The following is an 18940-nucleotide window of genomic DNA, read 5'->3' as shown; positions in this document are numbered from 1 at the left end:
ACTCGCTTTTCGCGGGCCAAGGGCGGGTTTTCCCTGCGCAAAATCGTGCTTCGACGACCCAGTCAGCCAGTTGTCAGTCCCGCCGCTTTCAGAGTTTCTGGCTTTGCAGGAAGCGGTCAAACGTGGACTCGGCGAAACGGAACCAGAGGTTCTGGTCGCCACGAAACCTGGCGTAGTCGCTGTAGACCTTGCGCCAGTTCTTGTTGCTGGCCGACAGCTCGCTGTAGAGCTGCATGGATTCCTTGAATGCGGCGTTCATGAGATCCGCAGGGAAAGGCCTGAGTCTGGCGCCCGCCCCGACCAATTGCTTGAGCGCCGTCGGGTTTCTGGCATCGTATTTGGCCTGCATCTCCACATGCGCCGCGGCGCTTGCGATTTTCACGACCGCTTTGTTGGCCGTGCTCAGCGCCTCATAGGCTTTTTGGTTGATGTACAGGTCTAGCTGCAGGCCGCCTTCCCACCAGCCGGGGTAGTAATAGTTGGGTGCAACCTTGTTGAAGCCCAGCTTCTGGTCGTCGTAGGGTCCTATCCATTCGGCAGCGTCGATGGCGCGCTGTTCCAGTGCCTGGTAAATATCGCCGCCCGGCAGGTTTTGCGGCAGCGCGCCCAGCCGCTCGATGACCTGGCCAGTAAAACCACCGACGCGAAATTTCAGGCCCTTCAGGTCCGCAAGTGAGCGGATTTCCTTGCGGAACCAGCCGCCCATCTGCGCGCCGGTGTTGCCGCAGGCGAAGTTGATGATGTTGTAGCCGGCATAAAACTCGCGCATCAACTTCAGGCCGTTGCCCTCAAAGGTCCAGGCACTCATCTGCCGGCTGTTCAAGCCAAAGGGAATCGCGCCGCCGATGGCAAAGGTTTCATCCTTGTCCGCAAAATAATAGGGGGCGGTATGCGCCGCTTCAATGGAGCCCCGCCGCACGTTATCCACCACGTCGAAGGCGGGCATCAGCTCACCGGCCGCATACACAGATATGTCAAACTTGCCGCCCGACACCGTCCTCACGTGCTGGGCAAAACTTTCGGCCGCGCCATAAATGGTGTCCAGCGACTGGGGAAAGCTTGATGCCAGGCGCCAGCGGATGGACGCCTGCGCAAACACGGCGGGCGCAACGCCGGCCGCAAGCACGCCGGCGATACCGGCATGTCTGATCAGGGCGCGACGATTCATGGAACACTCCGAAAGGGGAAAACCGGCCTGCGGGGGGCCGCGATCACGGCATGGCATGCTTGCGCCGCCTTGCCCTGATTGTAAAAACCTCGCGCCGCGCACTTTCACGGGTTTTCCCGTGAACTCACATCAGGTCACTGACCCCGACCGTGCGGGTTAACCCACCGACTTGAGCACCGGCTTGGCTGCCCTGGCCGCTGCGAGCATGCTGGCAAAACGCGCAGTGATAGCCCGTTCAATGCCCGCTGCATCCAGGCCTTGCTGGGCCAGCAGCTTGGCCGGATCACCATGTTCGGTGAATTCATCGCGCAAGCCCAGTTGCAGCAAAGGTTTGCCGATACCCGCTTCGGCCAGCGCCTCGGCGACAGCGCTGCCGGCGCCGCCCATCACCGCGCCTTCTTCAATCGTGACCAGCGCTTCGTGACCGGCGGCGACCTGCAGCAGCAGCTCCAGGTCCAGCGGTTTGGCCCAGCGCATGTTGACCACGGTCGCACCCAGCTTCTGCGCCGCCTGCAGCGCCGGATACAGCAGCGTGCCGAAGGCCAGGATGGCCAGGCCCCCGCCCTGGCGGCGTATCTCGCCCTTACCGAAAGGCAGCGCATCCAGGTTGGCCTGTGTCGCCACACCGGCACCAGCGCCGCGCGGATAACGCACGGCCACGGGATGGTTCTGCGCATACGCGCTGCTGAGCAGCATGCGGCATTCGTTCTCGTCGGCCGGGCAGGCGACACTCATGTTGGGGATACAGCGCAGGTAAGGGATATCGTAGGCCCCGGCATGGGTCGCGCCATCGGCACCGACCAGGCCGGCGCGGTCCAGCGCAAACACCACTGGCAGATTTTGCAGCGCCACGTCGTGAATCAGCTGGTCATAAGCGCGCTGCAAAAATGTTGAATAAATCGCCACCACCGGTTTCAGGCCCTCGCAGGCCATGCCAGCCGCGAAGGTCACCGCGTGCTGCTCGGCGATGCCGACGTCGTAATAACGCTCGGGAAAACGCCGGTGAAACTCGACCATGCCCGAGCCCTCGCGCATGGCCGGCGTGATGCCAACCAGTCGACTGTCTTTTTCCGCCATGTCGCACAGCCAGTGGCCAAACACCTGGGTGAAGGTCTGCTTGGCGGGTGCGCTTGATTTTTGCAAACCCATGGCCGGGTCAAACTTGCCGGGCCCATGGTAGGCCACCGGGTCGGCCTCGGCCAGCTTGTAGCCCTGGCCTTTTTTGGTCACCACATGCAGAAACTGCGGGCCCTCACCCTTGTCCATCAGGTGTTTGATGTTTTCCAGCGTCGGGATCAGCGACTCCAGATCGTGGCCGTCAATCGGTCCGATGTAGTTGAAGCCGAAATTCTCGAACAAGGTGGCCGGCACCACCATGCCCTTGGCATGGGTCTCCAGCCGCTTGGCCAGCTCGAACAGCGGCGGCGCCACCTTGAGCACCTGCTTGCCGACATTTTTGGCCGAGGCATAAAACTGCCCGCTCATCAACTGCGCCAGGTAACGGTTCAGCGCGCCCACCGGCGGGCTGATGCTCATGTCGTTGTCGTTGAGCACCACCAGCAGCTTGCAGTCGCAGACACCGGCGTTGTTCATCGCCTCGAAAGCCATGCCGGCGCTCATGGCGCCGTCGCCAATGATGGCGACCGCATGCCGGTCCTCGCCCTTTTGTTTGGCCGCCATCGCCATGCCCAGCGCCGCCGATATCGAGGTGGACGAATGCGCGGTGCCGAAGGTGTCGTACTCGCTTTCGTCGCGGCGCGGAAACCCGCTGAGGCCGCCCAGCTGGCGCAGGCTGCCCATGCGCTCGCGCCGTCCGGTCAGTATCTTGTGCGGGTAGGTTTGGTGGCCGACATCCCAGACCAGCCGATCGTCCGGCGTGTTGAAGACGTAATGCAGGGCCACGGTGAGTTCGACCGTGCCCAGGTTAGAGCTCAAATGCCCGCCGGTTTGCGAAACGCTGTGCAGCACATAGTTGCGCAGTTCGTCGGCCAGCGTCTTGAGCTGGGCGCGCGGCAGCAGCCGCAGGTCTGCGGGGCGGTTGATGGTTTCTAGCAGTGGGTACATCGTGGTGTGCCTTGTTATTTGGCGCCGTGCGCCTCATCCCTGTTTTCCGGCTATCCGCTCACGTCCTGCGGTTGACCAGCATGTCGGCCAGCGCGCTGAGCGCGTCCGTGTGCTTGAGCTCGCTGACCTTGAGGCTGTGGTGCGCCTGCGAAAGCAGCTCCTGCGCGTAATTGCGTGAGGCCCGCAGCCCCATCAGCGAGACAAAGGTGGGCTTTTCCTGCGCCGCGTCCTTGCCGGCCGTCTTGCCGAGCGTGGCGGAATCGGCCGTCACGTCAAGGATGTCATCGACCACCTGGAAGGCCAGGCCAACGGCCGCGCCGTAATCGCGCAGCGCATTTTGCGCTGCCGGTGTGAGAGCGCCGCAGGCCGCGCCCATCATCACGCTGGCCTGCAGCAAAGCGCCAGTTTTCAGGCGGTGCATGTCATGCAGTTGCTCCGACGACAGCGCCTTGCCAACGCTGGCCAGGTCAATCGCCTGGCCACCGGCCATGCCCTGGTAGCCAGCGGCCTGCGCCAGCATGCGGCACAACGCCGCCTGGGTCGCGGCATCGACCGAGCCGTCATCCGGTGTCAAGAGTTCGAACGCCAGCGCCTGCAGCGCATCGCCGGCCAGCAGCGCCTGGGCCTCGCCGAATTTGACATGCACTGTCGGTTTGCCGCGCCGCAGGATGTCGTTGTCCATACAGGGCAGGTCGTCGTGGACCAGCGAATAGGCGTGGATCAGCTCGACCGCGCAGGCCACGCGCAGGGCGGCGGCCGAACTGCCGTCTACCGCATCGCAGGCGGCCATGACCAACAGCGGCCGCAGACGCTTGCCTCCGTCGAGCACGGCGTAACGCATGGCGTCACCGAGCCCGGCCGGCGCCGGCACCGGCACCGGCGGTGCCACCCAGCGCTTCAAAGCCTGTTCTACGTCGGCGAGTTGTCGGGCGCTCCAGGCGCCCAGTGCAAAAGAGGGTCGGTGGTCAGTCAATGGATGCTTACTCTTGGTTCCAGGGCTTGAGCTCTGTGCCTTCCAGCACCTTGATCTGGCCTTCCACAGCCTCAAGCTTGCTGCGGCAGAACTTGAGCAGTTCGGCGCCGCGCTGGTAGCCGGTGAGCAACTGGTCCAGTGGCAGTTGGCCCGATTCGAGCCGAGCTACCAGGGCTTCGAGCTCTTCGAGCGCAGCTTCATAACTGGCGGGGCTGGGTGGGAGGGAAGCGGAAGAAGTTTTGGCCATGGTATTTCTTGAGTGCACTGATTTTAGGCCGTTCTAAAGTCCCCCCTGTTTGCGGCCGCGCCAAGCGGTGCCTTGCCCATTGCCGCACGCCGCCCCACAAGGGGCAGGCTACAATCAAAGGCGGTTTTCGTCCTCGCAGCCCCGCCTTAGTGCAGGCTGCCTGCCTGTCCCTCTACCCTACAGTGCAGTGTTGCACTTGATCGCCGGTTCCGGCAAATGCATGTCTGATCTAAGCCTCCGTCTCCTGCAGGCCACCAGCCAGCTCCCGATCTCCAGCTACTTTGATGCCGGCCTCTACCAGCGGGAGCAGCAAAAGCTGTTTGCCCGCGGTCCGCGTTATGTGGGGCACGAGCTGTCGGTGCCGAATTTGGGCGACTACTATGCGCTGCCGCAGGAGCTCGGCGGCCGCGCGCTGGTGCGCAATGCCGGCGGCGTCGAACTGATCTCCAATGTCTGCCGGCACCGCCAGTCCACCATGCTGCAAGGCCGCGGCAACACCGGCAGCACCATTGTCTGCCCATTGCACCGCTGGACTTACAACACCACCGGCGAGCTGATTGGCGCGCCGCACTTCGAGGTTGATCCCTGCCTGAACCTGAACCGCTACACAACCAGCAGCTGGAACGGCCTGGTGTTTGAAGACAACGGCCGCGACATTGCCGCCGAGATGGCGCCACTGGGCGCCATGCCGGATCTTGATTTTTCAGGCTACCAGCTGGACCGGGTTCACCTGCACGAGTGCAACTACAACTGGAAGACCTTCATCGAGGTGTATCTGGAGGACTACCACGTCGGCCCCTATCACCCGGGCCTGGGCGCTTTTGTGACCACCGATGACCTGCGCTGGGAGCTGACGCCCAATTATTCGGTGCAAATCGTCGGCGTCTCCGACAAACTCGGCAAGCCCGGCACCGACATCTACAAAAAATGGCACGACGTGGTGCTGCAATACCGGCACGGCGTACCGCCCAAATACGGCGCAATCTGGCTGACCTACTACCCGAATGTGATGGTCGAGTGGTATCCGCACGCGCTGGTGGTCAGCACCCTGCACCCGCAGGGGCCCGACAAAACCCTCAACGTGGTGGAGTTTTTCTACCCCGAGGAAATCTGTGCCTTCGAACGCGAGTTCATGGATGCGCAGCAGGCCGCCTATATGGAGACCTGCGTCGAGGACGACGAAATTGCGCTCAGCATGGACGCCGGGCGCAAGGCCCTGATGCAGCGCGGAGACAACGAGTTTGGCCCTTACCAGAGCCCGATGGAAGACGGCATGCAGCATTTTCACGAGTGGTACCGGCGCGAGATGGGCGCCAGCAAAACCACGCAGATGCTGTGAAGCCGCATTCTGGCACCGCCTGCTACTACTGATTTGATAGCTGCTCACGCCCGACTGGTATGGGCTGAGGCCATTTTTTACCTATAAAACCAGGACAACGATGCAAGCCTTATGGATGGTAGCCGCCGCCTTTTTCTTTGCGACCATGGCGGTCTGCGTCAAGTTTGCCTCGGAGTATTTCAACAGCGCCGAGCTGGTTTTTTACCGCGGCCTGCTGGGCATGTTTTTCATGTGGGCACTGGCCCGCTCGCGCGGCATCACACTGGCCACGCGTTACGCGGGCATGCACATGTGGCGCAGCCTGGTCGGCGTGATCTCGCTGGGCGCCTGGTTTTACGCGATTGCCCATCTGCCGCTGGCCACCGCCATGACCCTGAACTACATGAGCAGCGTCTGGATTGCGGCCTTTCTGGTCGGCGGCGCGCTGCTGATGGGCTTGCTGCCTGCGCGCGGCGACCGCGTGGCTAGAGAAGCGACAAGCGTAGGGATAACATTCAGCCAGGGTCCGCTGGTGCTTACGGTGGTCACAGGTTTCATCGGCGTCATCATGATGCTGCGCCCCACCATCGATCAAAACCAGGCCTTTGCCGGCCTGGTCGGCCTGATGTCCGGCCTGCTGGCGGCATTTGCCTACATGCAGGTGATGGCGCTGGCGCGTGTCGGCGAGCCCGAGACCCGAACCGTGTTTTATTTCGCCGTGGGTTCGGCCGTGGCTGGCGCTCTGGCCATGGGCGTCGCAGGCGTTTCCGAATGGCACTGGAAGCCGGCGCTCTGGCTGATCCCGCTGGGCGTGCTGGCTTCGCTGGGGCAGCTCTGCATGACTCGGGCTTACACCCGCGCCAAAACCCGCAGCGCCACGCTGGTGGTCGCCAACCTGCAGTATTCGGGCATCGTCTTCGGCGCGATTTACAGCCTGCTGCTGTTCGGCGAGCAGCTACCGCTGATCGGCTGGACCGGCATGGGCCTGATCATGGTCAGCGGCATCGCGGCCACTGTGCTGCGTGCCCGTGCCGCGCCCGGCGCGCCCGCTGAAGAGCACTGAGCGCCGATTTTCGTCCTTGTTCCACATGCGCCGCAGTCAATTCACTTGCCCTTGCCCGCTGCGGCGCGCCATACTTGACTCCGCACGACCGGCCCCGGCTGACGCCAGCGCCTCTTTCTTTTGAAGGCACAGTTATGTACACCACCCTGATCTCTGCCGAACAACTGCAGGCGCTGATGGCCGACGCCAAGCCTTTGCGGATTTTTGACTGCAGCTTTGACCTGATGCAGCCGCATGCTGGCAAAGACCAGTACCTGCTGGCCCATCTTCCGGGCGCGGTGTATGCCAACCTCGACACCGACCTGAGCGCCAGGCATGGCGTGCCCGGCGCCCACGGCGTGGTCACCGCTGGCGGCGCCGACCAGCCAGCGTCCGGTGGGCGGCATCCGCTGCCGAATCGCGAAAAATTTGCGACCTGGCTGTCCAGCGTCGGTTTTGCCAACACCCTGCAGGCCGTGGTGTATGACCGCAACGGCGCCAACTACTGCGGCCGCCTGTGGTGGATGCTCAAGTGGGCCGGCCACGAAGGCGTGGCCATCCTCGACGGCGGACTGCAGGCCTGGCAGGCGGCCGGCGGTGCCGTCGCCAGCGGCGAAGAGGCCTCGCACTTCCAGTCCAACTTCGAGCTCGGCCCCGAACGCGCCACGCTGGTCGATGCTGGCCAGGTGTCGCGCCAGCTTGGGCGGCCAACCCACACCCTGATCGACGCCCGCGCCCCGGCCCGCTTTCGCGGTGAGGTCGAGCCGCTGGACCCGGTAGCCGGCCACATCCCCGGCGCGCTGAACCGCTTTTTCGGCCAAAACATGGGCGCAGACGGCAAGTTCAAGCCTGCCGCCGAACTGCGCGCCGAGTTTGACGCTTTGTTAGGCGGGCGGGACCCGGCCAGCGTGGTGCACCACTGCGGCAGCGGCGTCAGCGCCTTGCCCAACCTGGTCGCCATGGAGATCTCGGGCCTGGGCCGCAGCGGCCTGTACGCCGGTAGCTGGAGCGATTGGGTCAGCGAGCCCGATCGGCCAGTGGCTCTGGGTTAGAAAACCGGCGGGTTCCGGGTAGAAAAATCCAGCCGGGCGCAATGCCTTGCTTTAGTATTGACTGAGCCCACACTGCCATGCCCCATACCTCCCCGCCAGAATCTGCCTACCTGCTTGATGCACACCTGACCGAGAAAGGGCCGATACGCGGCCTGCGGTCGTTGCTGGGGGCGTTGCTGATCCTGCAGGTGCTGATGGCGGGGGGGCTGACTGTGATGCTGGTGTTCGGGGTGTCCGTCATTCATACCAGCGCGTACCTGCAGCTCGGTATTGCGGCGGCGGCGATCACTTTCACCGGTCTGACCTACCTCTTGCTGGTGCGCGGCCGGCATGTGCTGGCCAGCCAGGTGCTGGTTTTTTCCATGATCGCCTGCTCTGCGGCCAGCATCATTGCCTACGGATCCACGCGCAGCGCCATGGTGATGGGCTTTGCCGGTGCGGTGGTGGTCGCCGGCATGATGCTAGGGAAAAAGTCGCTGGTGATAACCGTCGTGCTCAGTGCGGCAACGCTGGCCCTGCTGGTCTGGGCCGAGGCGTCGGGCTGGCTTGGCAGGCCAGACTTCAATGTCAACCTGGTGTTCTGGCTGACCCATGTGATGCTGCTTGTCGGCATCGCCGCCTGCGTGTACGCCGGCCGCCAGGTGGTGCTGCTGGCATTGCGCGAGCAGCACGCCGACCTCCAACGCCGTGAACAGGCCGAGAACCAGCTACGCCTGAGTGAAGACCGCTTAAGTCGCATCTTCCGCAGCAGCCCCGCCGCCATCATTGTGCAGGCGCTCGAAGACATGACGGTGCTGGACGTCAACCCGGCCTTTGAGCGCCTGTACGGCTACACGCGGGAGGAATTCATCGGCGGTACCGACGCGCCCCTGTGGCGCGACCCGGAGGAACGCAAGGCCCTCCAACGCCAGATGGCTGCGGCCGGCCGTGCCATCAACATGCCGCTGGAGGCGCGTGCCAAGGACGGCAGGCGACTGCACGTTCTGCTCTCGACCGAAATCGAAGGCATGGGGCACGGGCGCATTGTGGTGTCCACCATCACCGATGCCACCGCCGAAACCCTTACCCGGCAAGCGGCACGCCAGTCGGCCGAACTGTTTTCCAAGGCCTTTGACTTCAGTCCCATCAACATGGCCATCACACGGGTCTCGGACGGCACCTTTCTGGCGGTCAATGCCGCCGAGGACTCGGTGCAAGGCTTTAGGCCCAGCGAGCTGATAGGCCGCACCTCGGTGGAGACGGGGGTCTGGCGCAACCATGAGGACCGCGTGCAGTTTGTTAAAGAGCTGAGCACAACGCGCCACCTGAGCCGCCAGACGCAGATGCGCCACAAGAATGGCCGCATGATCGACTGCCAGATGTGGGCCGTCATCGTCGAGATTGCCGGCGAGCCCTGCATCCTGAGTTCTACCATCAACATCAGCGAGCAGAAACGGCGCGAAGCCCTGCTGATCGACATGGCCAAGGGTCTGTCGGCGGAAACCGGGGAAGCATTTTTCCGCTCGGTGGTGCAGCATCTGGGCCAGGCGATTGCTGCCGACCTGGTAATGGTTGGTGAAACCGGCCCCGACCAGACCGTGAGTTCGCTGGCCATGATGCTGGACGGCGTGCATCAGCCCGACATCACATACAACCTGGTCGGCACCCCCTGCGACATGGCTATCGTCGGGGACGGTTTATGCGTCTATGGCGAAAGCATTCAGGAGTTGTTTCCTCAAGACCCCTTTTTGGTGGAAGGCGGCTACCACGCCTATGCAGGCGTTGCGCTGCGCGATGCGGACGGAAGTGCCATCGGCATCGCCAACGCATTCTGGCGCAAGCCGCAAGCCGCCTCAACTGACCGCGACGCGTTGATGCAGATTTTTTCCAACCGCATCACCGCCGAGCTGGTGCGACTGCGCCGCGACCGCGAGATTCAGCGTCTGCACGACACCCTGGAGCAACGCGTGAACGAACGCACCGACCAACTCAAGGCGACCAATGCCGAGCTGGAGTCATTCGGTTATTCCGTCTCACACGACCTGCAGTCGCCGCTGCGCAGCATTGAAGGCTTCAGCGTGCTGCTGGCGCGCCAGCTCAAGGGCCGGCTCAGCGAGGAAGAAGAGCGCCTGTTTGACCGGGTGCGTATCAACGTGGTGCGCATGCATGAACTGATCAACGACCTGCTGGCCCTGGCCCGCGCCAGCAAGGGCAAACTGGTGCTGGATCAGGTAAATCTCAGCGTCATGGCCGAGCAGGTCGTCGCCCAACTGCGCCAGCGTGAGCCCATGCGCCAGGTCACGGTGGAGATACAAAGCGGCCTCAGCGTGCGCTGCGACAGCAAGTTCGCCCGCATCATCCTGGAAAACCTGATCGCCAACGCCTGGAAATATTCGCGCAACGCAGCCCACGCCAGCATCAGCTTCGGCGCCTTACCTGCCCGCGAGGGCGGGCGCAAGATGCTGTTCATACGCGACAACGGCGCAGGTTTTGACATGGCCTATATCGACAGCCTGTTCAAACCCTTTCACCGACTGCACCATGAGACCGAGTTCGAAGGCAGCGGCATCGGCCTGGCCACGGTACACCGCATCCTGGAACGACACGGCGGCACCATACGCGCGGAGTCGGCGGAAGGCGCCGGCGCATGTTTCTATTTCTCGTTTGATCCCCGATTTGGGACGGCGCGCGGCTGAACAGGCCAGGGGTGCTCAGGCCGAACAAGCCTGGGCGCGCGTCGTTCAAGCAGCCTGCGCCGTCCCAGCCATCAGGCCGGCATTTCGTAGTTGGCGATCAGCTCCTCCTTCAGCGCCTTCAGATCCGTCACCATGGCCTTGAGGTCCATCTCGCTCTTGCGGGCCTTGGGAAACATCTCTTCGCGCTCTTCTTCTACATGGTGGTCAATGTATTCACCGAGTACGATGACTTTGGCGTCGAACAGTTCTTCGTCGGCGTCCATGCCCGAGATTTGCGCGATCAGGTCTTTGGCACAGGCATGCTCGACTTCGGCTTCGTTGAGCAGATCGTCGTCATGGACGGCCGCGCGCGTTGCGGGGTAAAAGATTTGCTCTTCAATCTCTGCGTGCACCGTCAACTCCTTGCAGATCTTGTCGGCCAGGGCCTTACGCTCGTCGCCGGGCGCCTTGGCTTCGCTGAGTTTCTTGAATTGAGTGAATAGTTTCTTGACGGCAACGTGGTCGGCGTCGAGCAGGTCAACGGCGTCATTCATCTTGGAGGGTGCTTTGCTCATGGTGGGATTTCCTGGCGGGTGGGTTATGGATTTGCTGGTCATTCACGGCACCGGCGGTGCTGTGTGTATGGCGGGCTGCCACACACACAAATTCACTTTAGGCAAGGGCCGAATTTGCTCGTGTCAGACGCTGTTGATCCTGTTGTAGGACGACAGGCACCGGCCCGGATCCCGCATGGACACCGCAGCATGGGGCATCCGGGCATCAGCGCGCACCCCAATATTTATGCATCAAATAAGGCTTCAGCCCATATGCAACAAGCACTACCAGCTATCAATAGCATAGCAATCGTAGGGTGCTGCGATTCGCGCACCCTGCACTCCCCCAAGAACTTTTCATGACAAACGCGATGGACGTCGTCACTTTTGGTGAGGCCATGATGCTGCTGGTGGCCGACCGGCCCGGCGCGCTGGAGGACGCTGCTTCGTTTCACAAATACACGGCCGGCGCGGAAACCAATGTCGCCATCGGCCTGGCCCGCCTTGGCCTGAAGGTAGGCTGGGCCAGCCGTCTCGGCACCGACATGATGGGGCGCTACCTGCTCCGAGAAATGTCGGCCGAAGGCATTGACTGCTCGCATGTGGCACTCACCGACGCGCAAGCCACCGGCTTCATGATCAAGGGCAGGGTGCTGGACGGCGGCGACCCGCCGGTTGAATACCACCGCAAGGGCTCGGCCGCCAGCCACATGGGCTTGGACGACCTTGACACCGACTGGCTGCTGTCGGCGCGGCATCTGCACGCCACTGGCGTGTTTCCGGCCCTCTCGGCGACCACCTTGCCGCTGGCGCGACTGAGCATGGACGTGATGCGCGCTGCGGGCCGCAGTGTGTCATTTGACCCGAATCTGCGGCCCACGCTGTGGGCCACGCCCGAGACCATGGTTGCCGCCATCAACGACCTGGCGGCGCGCGCCGACTGGGTGCTGCCGGGACTGGAAGAAGGCCGGCTGCTGACCGGCGAGAACACTGCCGAAGGCATTGCCCGCTTCTACCGCGAGCGCGGCGCCAGGCTGGTGCTTGTCAAGCTCGGCAGCCAAGGCGCGTACTTCGATGGCGAACACGGCAGCGGCCGGGTGCCGGGCTTTCCGGTCGACAAGGTGGTGGACACCGTGGGCGCGGGCGACGGTTTTGCCGTGGGTGTGATCAGCGCCCTGCTGGCCGGCTGCGACGTGCCGGCCGCCGTCAGGCGCGGCGCCTGGATAGGCGCGCGTGCGGTGCAGGTGCTCGGCGACAGTGAAGGCCTGCCGACACGCGCGGAACTCGAAGCTGCCGGAATGTGAGGCTGAATCGACGCTTGGCCGCCTGGCAATTACATCGGTTGTGGCGTCGGTTGCACCTGTCCGGGGTTGGGCGGCGTACGCAGCGGTTGCACCGGCTCCGGTGGCGGCACGTTGGGGTCAGTGGCCATGGGCCTGGCCTGTGGGTTTGTCGCCCGAAGGCTCGGTCGGTTTGTCGAGGTCGCGGATCATGGCTTCACCCTCGGGGTCGCGGCCGTCAGACGGAATGTCGCGCTCCTTGTTGATCTCCGGCTCTTCGTCCAGGGGCCGAAGATGCTTCTGAGGGGCAGACGCCGAGGGATTGCGCTCACCGCCATTGCGGCCGGGGTGGTCGGCCGGCAGCGGCGGCGTCGGGTCGGTGTTGCTGTCGTCGCCGGGGGGCACGCTGTCTTCTTCCGGGCTGTCCGGCGCGGGTTTCGGTTCGGCGTGCATGGTCACAGGCCCGTAACCAGCAGGATGGGCGCGGTCTCGGTGACCACGGCAGCAGCGGCCGCCATGCTGGCGCACACGGTGGTGAAGTAGGCGATCCAGGCCGCCATCAGGCGGCGGGCGCGGCGGGGCTTGGCGGGACGGTGACGGGGGGTGGGCAGTGTCATGGCGCATCCTTGAAAAGAATGCTTCCATGATCGCCCTCCGGAAACGCCGCGTTTATAGGCAGCGATGCCCTGTTCGTGTCAGCGTCCGCCTGACACGCCAGCGTCACAGGCTGTGGGCCAGCCCGCTGACCGCCGTGACCAGCGCGATCCCCACCACCAGCCAGGCAATCTGGGCAAAGGTTTCGCGGGCGCTCAGGCGTTTTTGCAATTGCGGAATCAAGTCGGCCAGCGCCACATAGACAAAACTGCTGGACGCAACCACCAGGAAATAAGGCAGCCAGTCGTGCAGCATGTCCACCAGCGCGTAGCCGACCAGGCCACCGAGCGCCGTCACCGCGCCAGCCAGCGACACCTTGACCACTGCGGCGCGCTGGTTGCTGGAGGTCTGGCGCAGCACCACCAGGTCGCCCATGTGGTGCGGGATCTCGTGCGCCAGCACGGCCAGCGCAGTGATCACGCCCAGGCGCATGTCGGCCACGAAGGCCGAAGCGATCAGGATGCCATCGCCGAAGGCATGCACGCTGTCGCCGGTGAGCACCGCCCAGCTACCGGATTTGACCAGATGGCTGTGATGGTGATCGTGCCCATGCTCCAACGGGCTGGGCGAGGTCTCTACCCGTTCTGCGCGCAGGGAGTTGCCGGTGCGCACTGGCGCCAGCACATGGCCCCGATCTTTGTCGCGCCCCTCCGGGTCGTGGTGCTCATGGCCATGGTGGTACAGCTCTGCCTTGTCGAGCAGGAAAAAAAACACCAAGCCGACCAGCAAGGAGGTAAACAGCTCCTGCGCGCCCGCCTGGCTTTCAAAGGCTTCAGGCAGCAGGTGCATGAAGGCTGTAGCCAGCAGCGCGCCAGCCGCCAGGCTCAGCATGTGGGTGGTGTAGCGCGCCAGGATGCCAAAGCTCAGCAGCGCGGCCAGCCACACGCTGCCGATGCCAGCGGCCAGGGTTCCGGTCAAAATTGCTATCAAAGTCATAGCTGCTTACGCACACCCCGTATGGGCTGGAGCCCTAAAAGTTATATAAACCGCTACCTTGCCGAGGCCAAGGCACGAAAAAGCCGCCACACATTGCTGTGGGGCGGCTCCAGGCCCGGCGCGCTACAGTTTAAGCAACGCCGTTGGCCTTGAACCACGCCAGAGCGCGTTTCCAGCCGTCCTCGGCCGGTTCCTTGCGGAAGCTCGGGCGGTAGTCGGCGTGAAACGCATGCGGGGCATCAGGGTACACCACAAACTGCGAGGCCTTCGCCGCCGGGCTGCCGATGGCGAGAGCGGCTTTCATCTGATCAACCGTGTCAAGCGGGATGCCGGCATCCTGGCCGCCGTACAGGCCGAGCACCGGGCTGTTCAGGATGGGCGCAATCTCCACCGGATGTTTCGGCGTCAGCGGTGTGGAGGCGCCGACCAAACGGCCATACCAGGCGACGCCGGCTTTGACGCTGGCACTGTGCGCCGCATACAGCCAGGTCACGCGGCCGCCCCAGCAAAAGCCGGTGATGCCGACCTTGCCGGTGTCGCCGCCGTTGGCGCCGGCCCACTTCACTGCGCCGTCGAGGTCGGCCATGACTTGCGCGTCAGGCACCTTGGAGACAACTTCGGCCATCAGCTTGGCGATCTCGCCGTACTGCGCCGGATCGCCCTGGCGGGCATACAACTCAGGCGCAATCGCCAGGTAGCCGGCCTTGGCAAAGCGGCGCGCGGTGTCGGCAATGTATTCATGCACGCCAAAAATCTCCTGAATCACCAGGATCACCGGCAGATGGGTCTTGCCGGCGGGTGCGGCGTAATAGGCCGGTACCTTGAAACCGTTGACTTCAAACGTCGTTTCGCCGGCCTTCAGCCCGTCGGCGGAGGTCTTGATAGCGGTCTGCGCCATGATGGGCAAGGCGGTGGCGGCATAACCCACACCCAGAGCCGCCTTCAGCGCGGTGCGGCGGGTGGCGCCGATGTCGGTGCTCTGGCCGGGAAGCAGAGAATCAAACTCGTTTTTCTGGTCGCTATTTAGCATGACGGTGTCCTCCAAGGGTGAATGAATCAAGCCATCGAAGTTTATGCTGCCGCAAAAATTCTTGCCAGCAACGTGAAATACAAGGTTAGGGAAGCGCTGAATGAGTCCTTGCGGATGTGCGGCAGCCGGATCGGGATGGGGTGCAAGGCGGATTTCGCAGCCAATAGTTGACTATTGGCAAGAAATTCAACGAAGCAGACCGCCCGAGCCCGGCTGATCGCGCGCCGCCGGGTGCCTGTTCAGCGCTCCCCAAGTTCAGGGTATTCACCGTGCACATCAATACTAAGTATACTTAGTATTGAACTCGTCTCTGACTTTCAAGACCCATCATCGTGACATCTCCCTACCCCATCCTTATTGCTGGCGGCGGCATTGGCGGCCTGGCCACCGCGCTCGTGCTGGCGCGCGACGGCCATGCGGTGACGGTGCTGGAGCAAGCCGCAAACTTTGGTGAAATCGGCGCGGGTATCCAGCTTGGTCCGAATATTTTCCGCATGTTCGCCTACCTGGGCCTGACCGACGTGGTCAGCAAGGTGTCTTTCTTCCCGCCGGGCCTGGGGATGAACGACGTGCGTACCGGCGAAAAAATCGTCCGCGTGCCGCTGGGCGACATGGCGCGCGCCACCTACGGCTTTCCCTATGGCGTGATTTACCGCGCCGATCTGCACCAGGTGTTTCTGGAGGCCTGCGCGGCGCAAGAGAACGTGACACTGCGCACCAACGCAAAAGTCGAATCTTTCGCGCAATCCGAAGCCAGCGTGCAGGCCCACCTGGTGGGCGGCGAGGTGCTACAGGGCGCAGCCCTGATCGGCGCCGACGGCATCTGGAGCAAGGTGCGCGAGGTGGTGGTGGGCGACGGCAAGCCGCGCGTGTCGGGCCACATCGCTTACCGCGCCGTGCTCAAGCGCGAAGATGTGCCGGCGCATTTGTGGAGCGACGACGTGCTGCTCTGGGGCGGCGAGAAAACCCACCTGGTGCACTACCCGCTGCGCCGCGGCGAGTTGTTCAACCTGGTCGCAGTGTTTCACAGCAACAAGTACGACGAAGGCTGGAACACCTTTGGCGACACGGCGGAGCTCACGGAGCGGTTTGCCCAGGCCTGCCCGCAGGTCCGGGAACTGTTGGGGAAAATCGAGACCTGGAAAATGTGGGTGCTGTGCGACCGCGAGCCAGTGAAAAACTGGACCGACCGGCGCGTCACGCTGCTGGGCGATGCGGCGCACCCCATGCTGCAGTACCTGGCGCAGGGCGCTGGCCAGGCCATCGAGGATGCCGTGGTGCTGCGCGAGGCGCTGCGCTTTACGCACGGCGACCTACCTCAAGCCTTCCAGAAATACCAGCAGGCACGCTACCTGCGCACCGGGCGGGTGCAACTGACCGCGCGCTTTTATGGCGACATCTACCATGCGGCGGGCGTGCAGCGCGAGCTGCGTAACCAGATGTTCCAAAGCGAAAAAGAAAATGCAGGTTTTGCAGGCCTGCAGTGGATGTACGACGGAATCGAGCCGTCAAAGCTGTTCAAATAGAGCCCTTTCAAAACTGGAGGTTTGCATGAAATTGTCCAAGCGCACTACACTTTTGATAGCGGCTCTCGCTCTATCCACGCTGGCTACAGCCCAAAATACCTCGAAAAAACCAGCCCTCAAAGAAACCGCTTCTGCTGCGTCGGCTTGGCCGACACGCACGGTCAAGCTGCTGGTGGGTTTCCCCGGCGGCTCCACGCCTGACATGGCGGCACGCACACTGGCCGAGCCCTTGTCGCGCGCCCTCGGGCAACCCGTCATCGTGGAAAACCGCCCTGGTGCATCCGGCAATATCGCCGCCGACCTGGCGGCCAAAGCCACCGACGATCACACCCTGGCGGTGGTGATCAACGGCAACCTGACCTCGGCCAAGATGCTGTATGCCAAGCTGCCCTACGACCCCGCCAAAGACTTCGCCCCGATCTCGCTGCTGACCACCGCACCGCTGGTGCTGGTTGCCCCCATAAACCAGCCTTCGGGCAGCGATTTTTTCCTGGCCGCTCGCAACGGCGGCGACAAATGGAATTACGGCTCGGTCGGCAATGGCTCAGTCGGACATCTGGGCATGGAACTGCTCAAGTCCACCGCCGGCAACCTCGGCGCTGTGCATGTGCCCTACCAGGGCAACCCCCAGGTCGTCACCGCGCTGCTGGGGGGCCAGATCCAGATGGCGCTGGTGCCGCCTGGCATCGCGCTGCCGCAGATCAGGGCCGGCAAGCTCAAGGCCATTGGCCTGACCAGCGGCCGCAGTGCCCTGGCCTCGGAGATTCCCTCGCTGGCCGATGCGGGAGTGCGCAACTTCAACCTCGAAGTCTGGACCGCGCTGGTCGGCCCGGCCAATCTGTCCAAGGCCGCGCAGACACGCCTGGCCCAGGAAGTGCCGCGCATCATCCGCGATCAAGACACCCGCCAGAAACTGTTCAACCAGGGCTGGCAGGCCGTGGGCACCTCACCCGAAGGCCTGACCAGCCGTATCCGCAGCGAGACCGCCATCATGCGCGGCATCATCGCGGTTCGGGGCATAAAAATCGAGTAGCTAATGCCCCCACGTTCGCTCACTGCCGCATCTGACTGACCTACCCATGGGACCCAGCTGCACAACCGTTAACGAACCCGCACGCACGCTGCCTGTTTACGGCGAGTTCGATGTCGTCGTGATTGGCGGCGGGCCCGCCGGACTGGCGGCCAGTGTCAGTGCCGCCAGGCACGGTGCGCGCACCTTGCTGGTGGAGCGGTATGGTTTTTTGGGCGGCATGGGCACGGCCGGCGGCGTCAGCAACTTCGCGGGCCTGTATGGTCGCAAGAACGGCGAGATGAAGCAGGTCGTGCATGGTGTGGTGGACGACCTGCTTGAACGTATTGATGTCCTGGGTGGACTGAACCAGCCGCAAGACGGCATGCAGGGCCGCATCCGCGTGCGCTCCTACGATGTCTCGGCCTACAAATGCGCCGCCGACCAGGTGCTGCTGTCGGCCGGCGTTCAACTGCTGTTCCATGCCTGGGCTGCGGCCGTGGTGATGGACGGTCCGGTCATCGCAGCGTTGGTGGTGGAGACCAAGTCCGGCCGCCAGGCGCTTCGTGCCCAGCGCTTTATCGACTGCTCGGGTGACGCCGACGTGGCACATTTTGCCGGCGTGCCTTTTGAGCTGGGCGACGGCCAGGGCAGCGCCTTGTTTCCGACCACCATGTTTCGCGTCGGCCAGGTTGACGCAGCGCGCGCGCTGGCTGCAGTGGGTGAGTTCAGCGCCATCAACAAGCTCATGAACGAAAGCCAGTTGCGCGCGCCCGGCCGTTATCAATTTCCGCGCCAGGGTGCGATCCTGCGCCCCAACAAAAATCCCACCGAATGGCGTGCCAATGTCACGCAGATCCGCAACGCCGCTGGCATGGCCATGGACGCCACCGACGCGCGCCAGCTCAGCGAGGGCGAGCTTGAAGGCCGCCGGCAGATCACCGAGTACTTCCGTTTTCTGAAGAACGAAGTGCCCGGCTTTGAGCAGTCGGCCATTGTTGATATCGCCGCCCAGGTCGGCATCCGCGAAACGCGGCGCATCTGCGGCGACTACGCGCTCTCCGGCGAGGATATCCTGTCGTCGGCGCGTTTTGACGACGTGATCGGCATCAATGCCTGGCCCATGGAAATGCATGTCGACGGCGCCATCAGCTGGGGCTTCCCGCGCGACGACCAACGCGCCTACAACGACCTGCCGTGGCGCATGCTCACCAACAGCGCAACGCCCAACCTGCTGGTCGCCGGGCGCTGTGCTTCCATGACCCACGAAGGTCAGTCGGCAGCACGCGCCAGTGGCGGCTGCTTTGTGATGGGCCAGGCCGCCGGTACGGCTGCGGCGCTGCTCGAAAGCGGCCAAACCTTCCGCGACATCAATGTTGCCGTCCTGCAGCAGCAGCTGTCGCAGGACGGCGTTTTCCTCGACCGATGAACCG

Annotated in this window: 18 protein-coding genes; 9 read left to right on the top strand and 9 right to left on the bottom strand. The window is 63.5% G+C overall.

Annotation, left to right across the window (positions count from 1 at the left end):
- Positions 1-88: 88 nt before the first annotated feature.
- From Q8O29_RS09100 to Q8O29_RS09085, 4 genes are all read right to left on the bottom strand, one after another.
- The gene (locus Q8O29_RS09100; protein ID WP_305562001.1) at positions 89-1168 is read right to left on the bottom strand and encodes a TRAP transporter substrate-binding protein; all 1080 of its coding nucleotides are present in this window, start codon (positions 1166-1168) and stop codon (positions 89-91) included.
- A gap of 156 nt (positions 1169-1324) precedes the next feature.
- Positions 1325-3232, bottom strand: a complete 1908-nt coding sequence (dxs, locus tag Q8O29_RS09095; RefSeq protein ID WP_305561998.1) for a 1-deoxy-D-xylulose-5-phosphate synthase — start codon at positions 3230-3232, stop codon at positions 1325-1327.
- A gap of 58 nt (positions 3233-3290) precedes the next feature.
- On the bottom strand, positions 3291-4205 hold the full coding sequence (locus Q8O29_RS09090; RefSeq protein ID WP_305561996.1) for a polyprenyl synthetase family protein: 915 nt from the start codon (positions 4203-4205) through the stop codon (positions 3291-3293).
- 7 nt (positions 4206-4212) lie between these two features.
- Positions 4213-4452, bottom strand: coding sequence for an exodeoxyribonuclease VII small subunit (locus Q8O29_RS09085; RefSeq protein ID WP_305561994.1), 240 nt, complete (start codon positions 4450-4452; stop codon positions 4213-4215).
- 220 nt (positions 4453-4672) lie between these two features.
- Here Q8O29_RS09085 and Q8O29_RS09080 point away from each other — a divergent pair, with 220 nt between their 5' ends.
- From Q8O29_RS09080 to Q8O29_RS09065, 4 genes are all read left to right on the top strand, one after another.
- A complete protein-coding gene (locus Q8O29_RS09080; protein ID WP_305561992.1) occupies positions 4673-5791 on the top strand; it encodes an aromatic ring-hydroxylating dioxygenase subunit alpha in 1119 nt (372 codons plus the stop codon).
- 100 nt (positions 5792-5891) lie between these two features.
- Positions 5892-6833, top strand: coding sequence for a DMT family transporter (locus Q8O29_RS09075; protein ID WP_305561990.1), 942 nt, complete (start codon positions 5892-5894; stop codon positions 6831-6833).
- Positions 6834-6967: 134 nt separating this feature from the next.
- A complete protein-coding gene (locus tag Q8O29_RS09070; RefSeq protein WP_305561988.1) occupies positions 6968-7864 on the top strand; it encodes a sulfurtransferase in 897 nt (298 codons plus the stop codon).
- Positions 7865-7941: 77 nt separating this feature from the next.
- Complete coding sequence (locus Q8O29_RS09065; protein ID WP_305561986.1) at positions 7942-10539, top strand: PAS domain S-box protein; 2598 nt, start codon at positions 7942-7944, stop codon at positions 10537-10539.
- 71 nt (positions 10540-10610) lie between these two features.
- Here Q8O29_RS09065 and Q8O29_RS09060 read toward each other — a convergent pair whose 3' ends face one another.
- Positions 10611-11093 carry a hemerythrin domain-containing protein gene (locus Q8O29_RS09060; RefSeq protein ID WP_305561984.1) on the bottom strand — a complete coding sequence of 161 codons (483 nt, stop codon included), beginning with the start codon at positions 11091-11093 and terminating at the stop codon, positions 10611-10613.
- A gap of 338 nt (positions 11094-11431) precedes the next feature.
- Between Q8O29_RS09060 and Q8O29_RS09055 the strand changes: the two genes are divergently transcribed.
- Positions 11432-12376 (top strand): sugar kinase, encoded by a 945-nt coding sequence (locus Q8O29_RS09055; RefSeq protein ID WP_305561982.1) that lies wholly within the window; start codon positions 11432-11434, stop codon positions 12374-12376.
- Positions 12377-12493: 117 nt separating this feature from the next.
- On the opposite strand, the gene Q8O29_RS09050 is transcribed toward Q8O29_RS09055, so the two are convergent.
- The 4 genes from Q8O29_RS09050 to Q8O29_RS09035 all read right to left on the bottom strand — a co-directional run bounded on the left by Q8O29_RS09050 (position 12494) and on the right by Q8O29_RS09035 (position 14972).
- Entirely contained in the window at positions 12494-12805 is a 312-nt protein-coding gene (locus Q8O29_RS09050) for a hypothetical protein (protein ID WP_305561981.1), read from the bottom strand.
- Positions 12806-12807: 2 nt separating this feature from the next.
- Entirely contained in the window at positions 12808-12969 is a 162-nt protein-coding gene (locus Q8O29_RS09045) for a hypothetical protein (RefSeq protein WP_305561979.1), read from the bottom strand.
- Positions 12970-13072: 103 nt separating this feature from the next.
- Complete coding sequence (locus Q8O29_RS09040; RefSeq protein WP_305561978.1) at positions 13073-13942, bottom strand: ZIP family metal transporter; 870 nt, start codon at positions 13940-13942, stop codon at positions 13073-13075.
- A gap of 130 nt (positions 13943-14072) precedes the next feature.
- On the bottom strand, positions 14073-14972 hold the full coding sequence (locus tag Q8O29_RS09035; protein ID WP_305561977.1) for a dienelactone hydrolase family protein: 900 nt from the start codon (positions 14970-14972) through the stop codon (positions 14073-14075).
- A 21-nt stretch (positions 14973-14993) separates the two neighbouring features.
- Here Q8O29_RS09035 and Q8O29_RS09030 point away from each other — a divergent pair, with 21 nt between their 5' ends.
- From Q8O29_RS09030 to Q8O29_RS09015, 4 genes are all read left to right on the top strand, one after another.
- Positions 14994-15143 (top strand): hypothetical protein, encoded by a 150-nt coding sequence (locus tag Q8O29_RS09030; RefSeq protein WP_305561975.1) that lies wholly within the window; start codon positions 14994-14996, stop codon positions 15141-15143.
- A 161-nt stretch (positions 15144-15304) separates the two neighbouring features.
- A complete protein-coding gene (locus Q8O29_RS09025) occupies positions 15305-16498 on the top strand; it encodes a 3-hydroxybenzoate 6-monooxygenase (protein WP_305561973.1) in 1194 nt (397 codons plus the stop codon).
- Between the two features lie 25 nt (positions 16499-16523).
- Complete coding sequence (locus Q8O29_RS09020) at positions 16524-17531, top strand: tripartite tricarboxylate transporter substrate binding protein (protein ID WP_305561971.1); 1008 nt, start codon at positions 16524-16526, stop codon at positions 17529-17531.
- 46 nt (positions 17532-17577) lie between these two features.
- Entirely contained in the window at positions 17578-18936 is a 1359-nt protein-coding gene (locus Q8O29_RS09015; RefSeq protein ID WP_305561969.1) for an FAD-dependent oxidoreductase, read from the top strand.
- The last annotated feature ends 4 nt before the right edge of the window (positions 18937-18940 follow it).

The organism is Polaromonas sp. (genome assembly GCF_030689685.1).
Lineage (GTDB): Bacteria > Pseudomonadota > Gammaproteobacteria > Burkholderiales > Burkholderiaceae_C > Polaromonas.
Note: the sequence above shows the minus strand (reverse complement) of the source record. Positions and strands in the feature narration are given on the sequence as shown.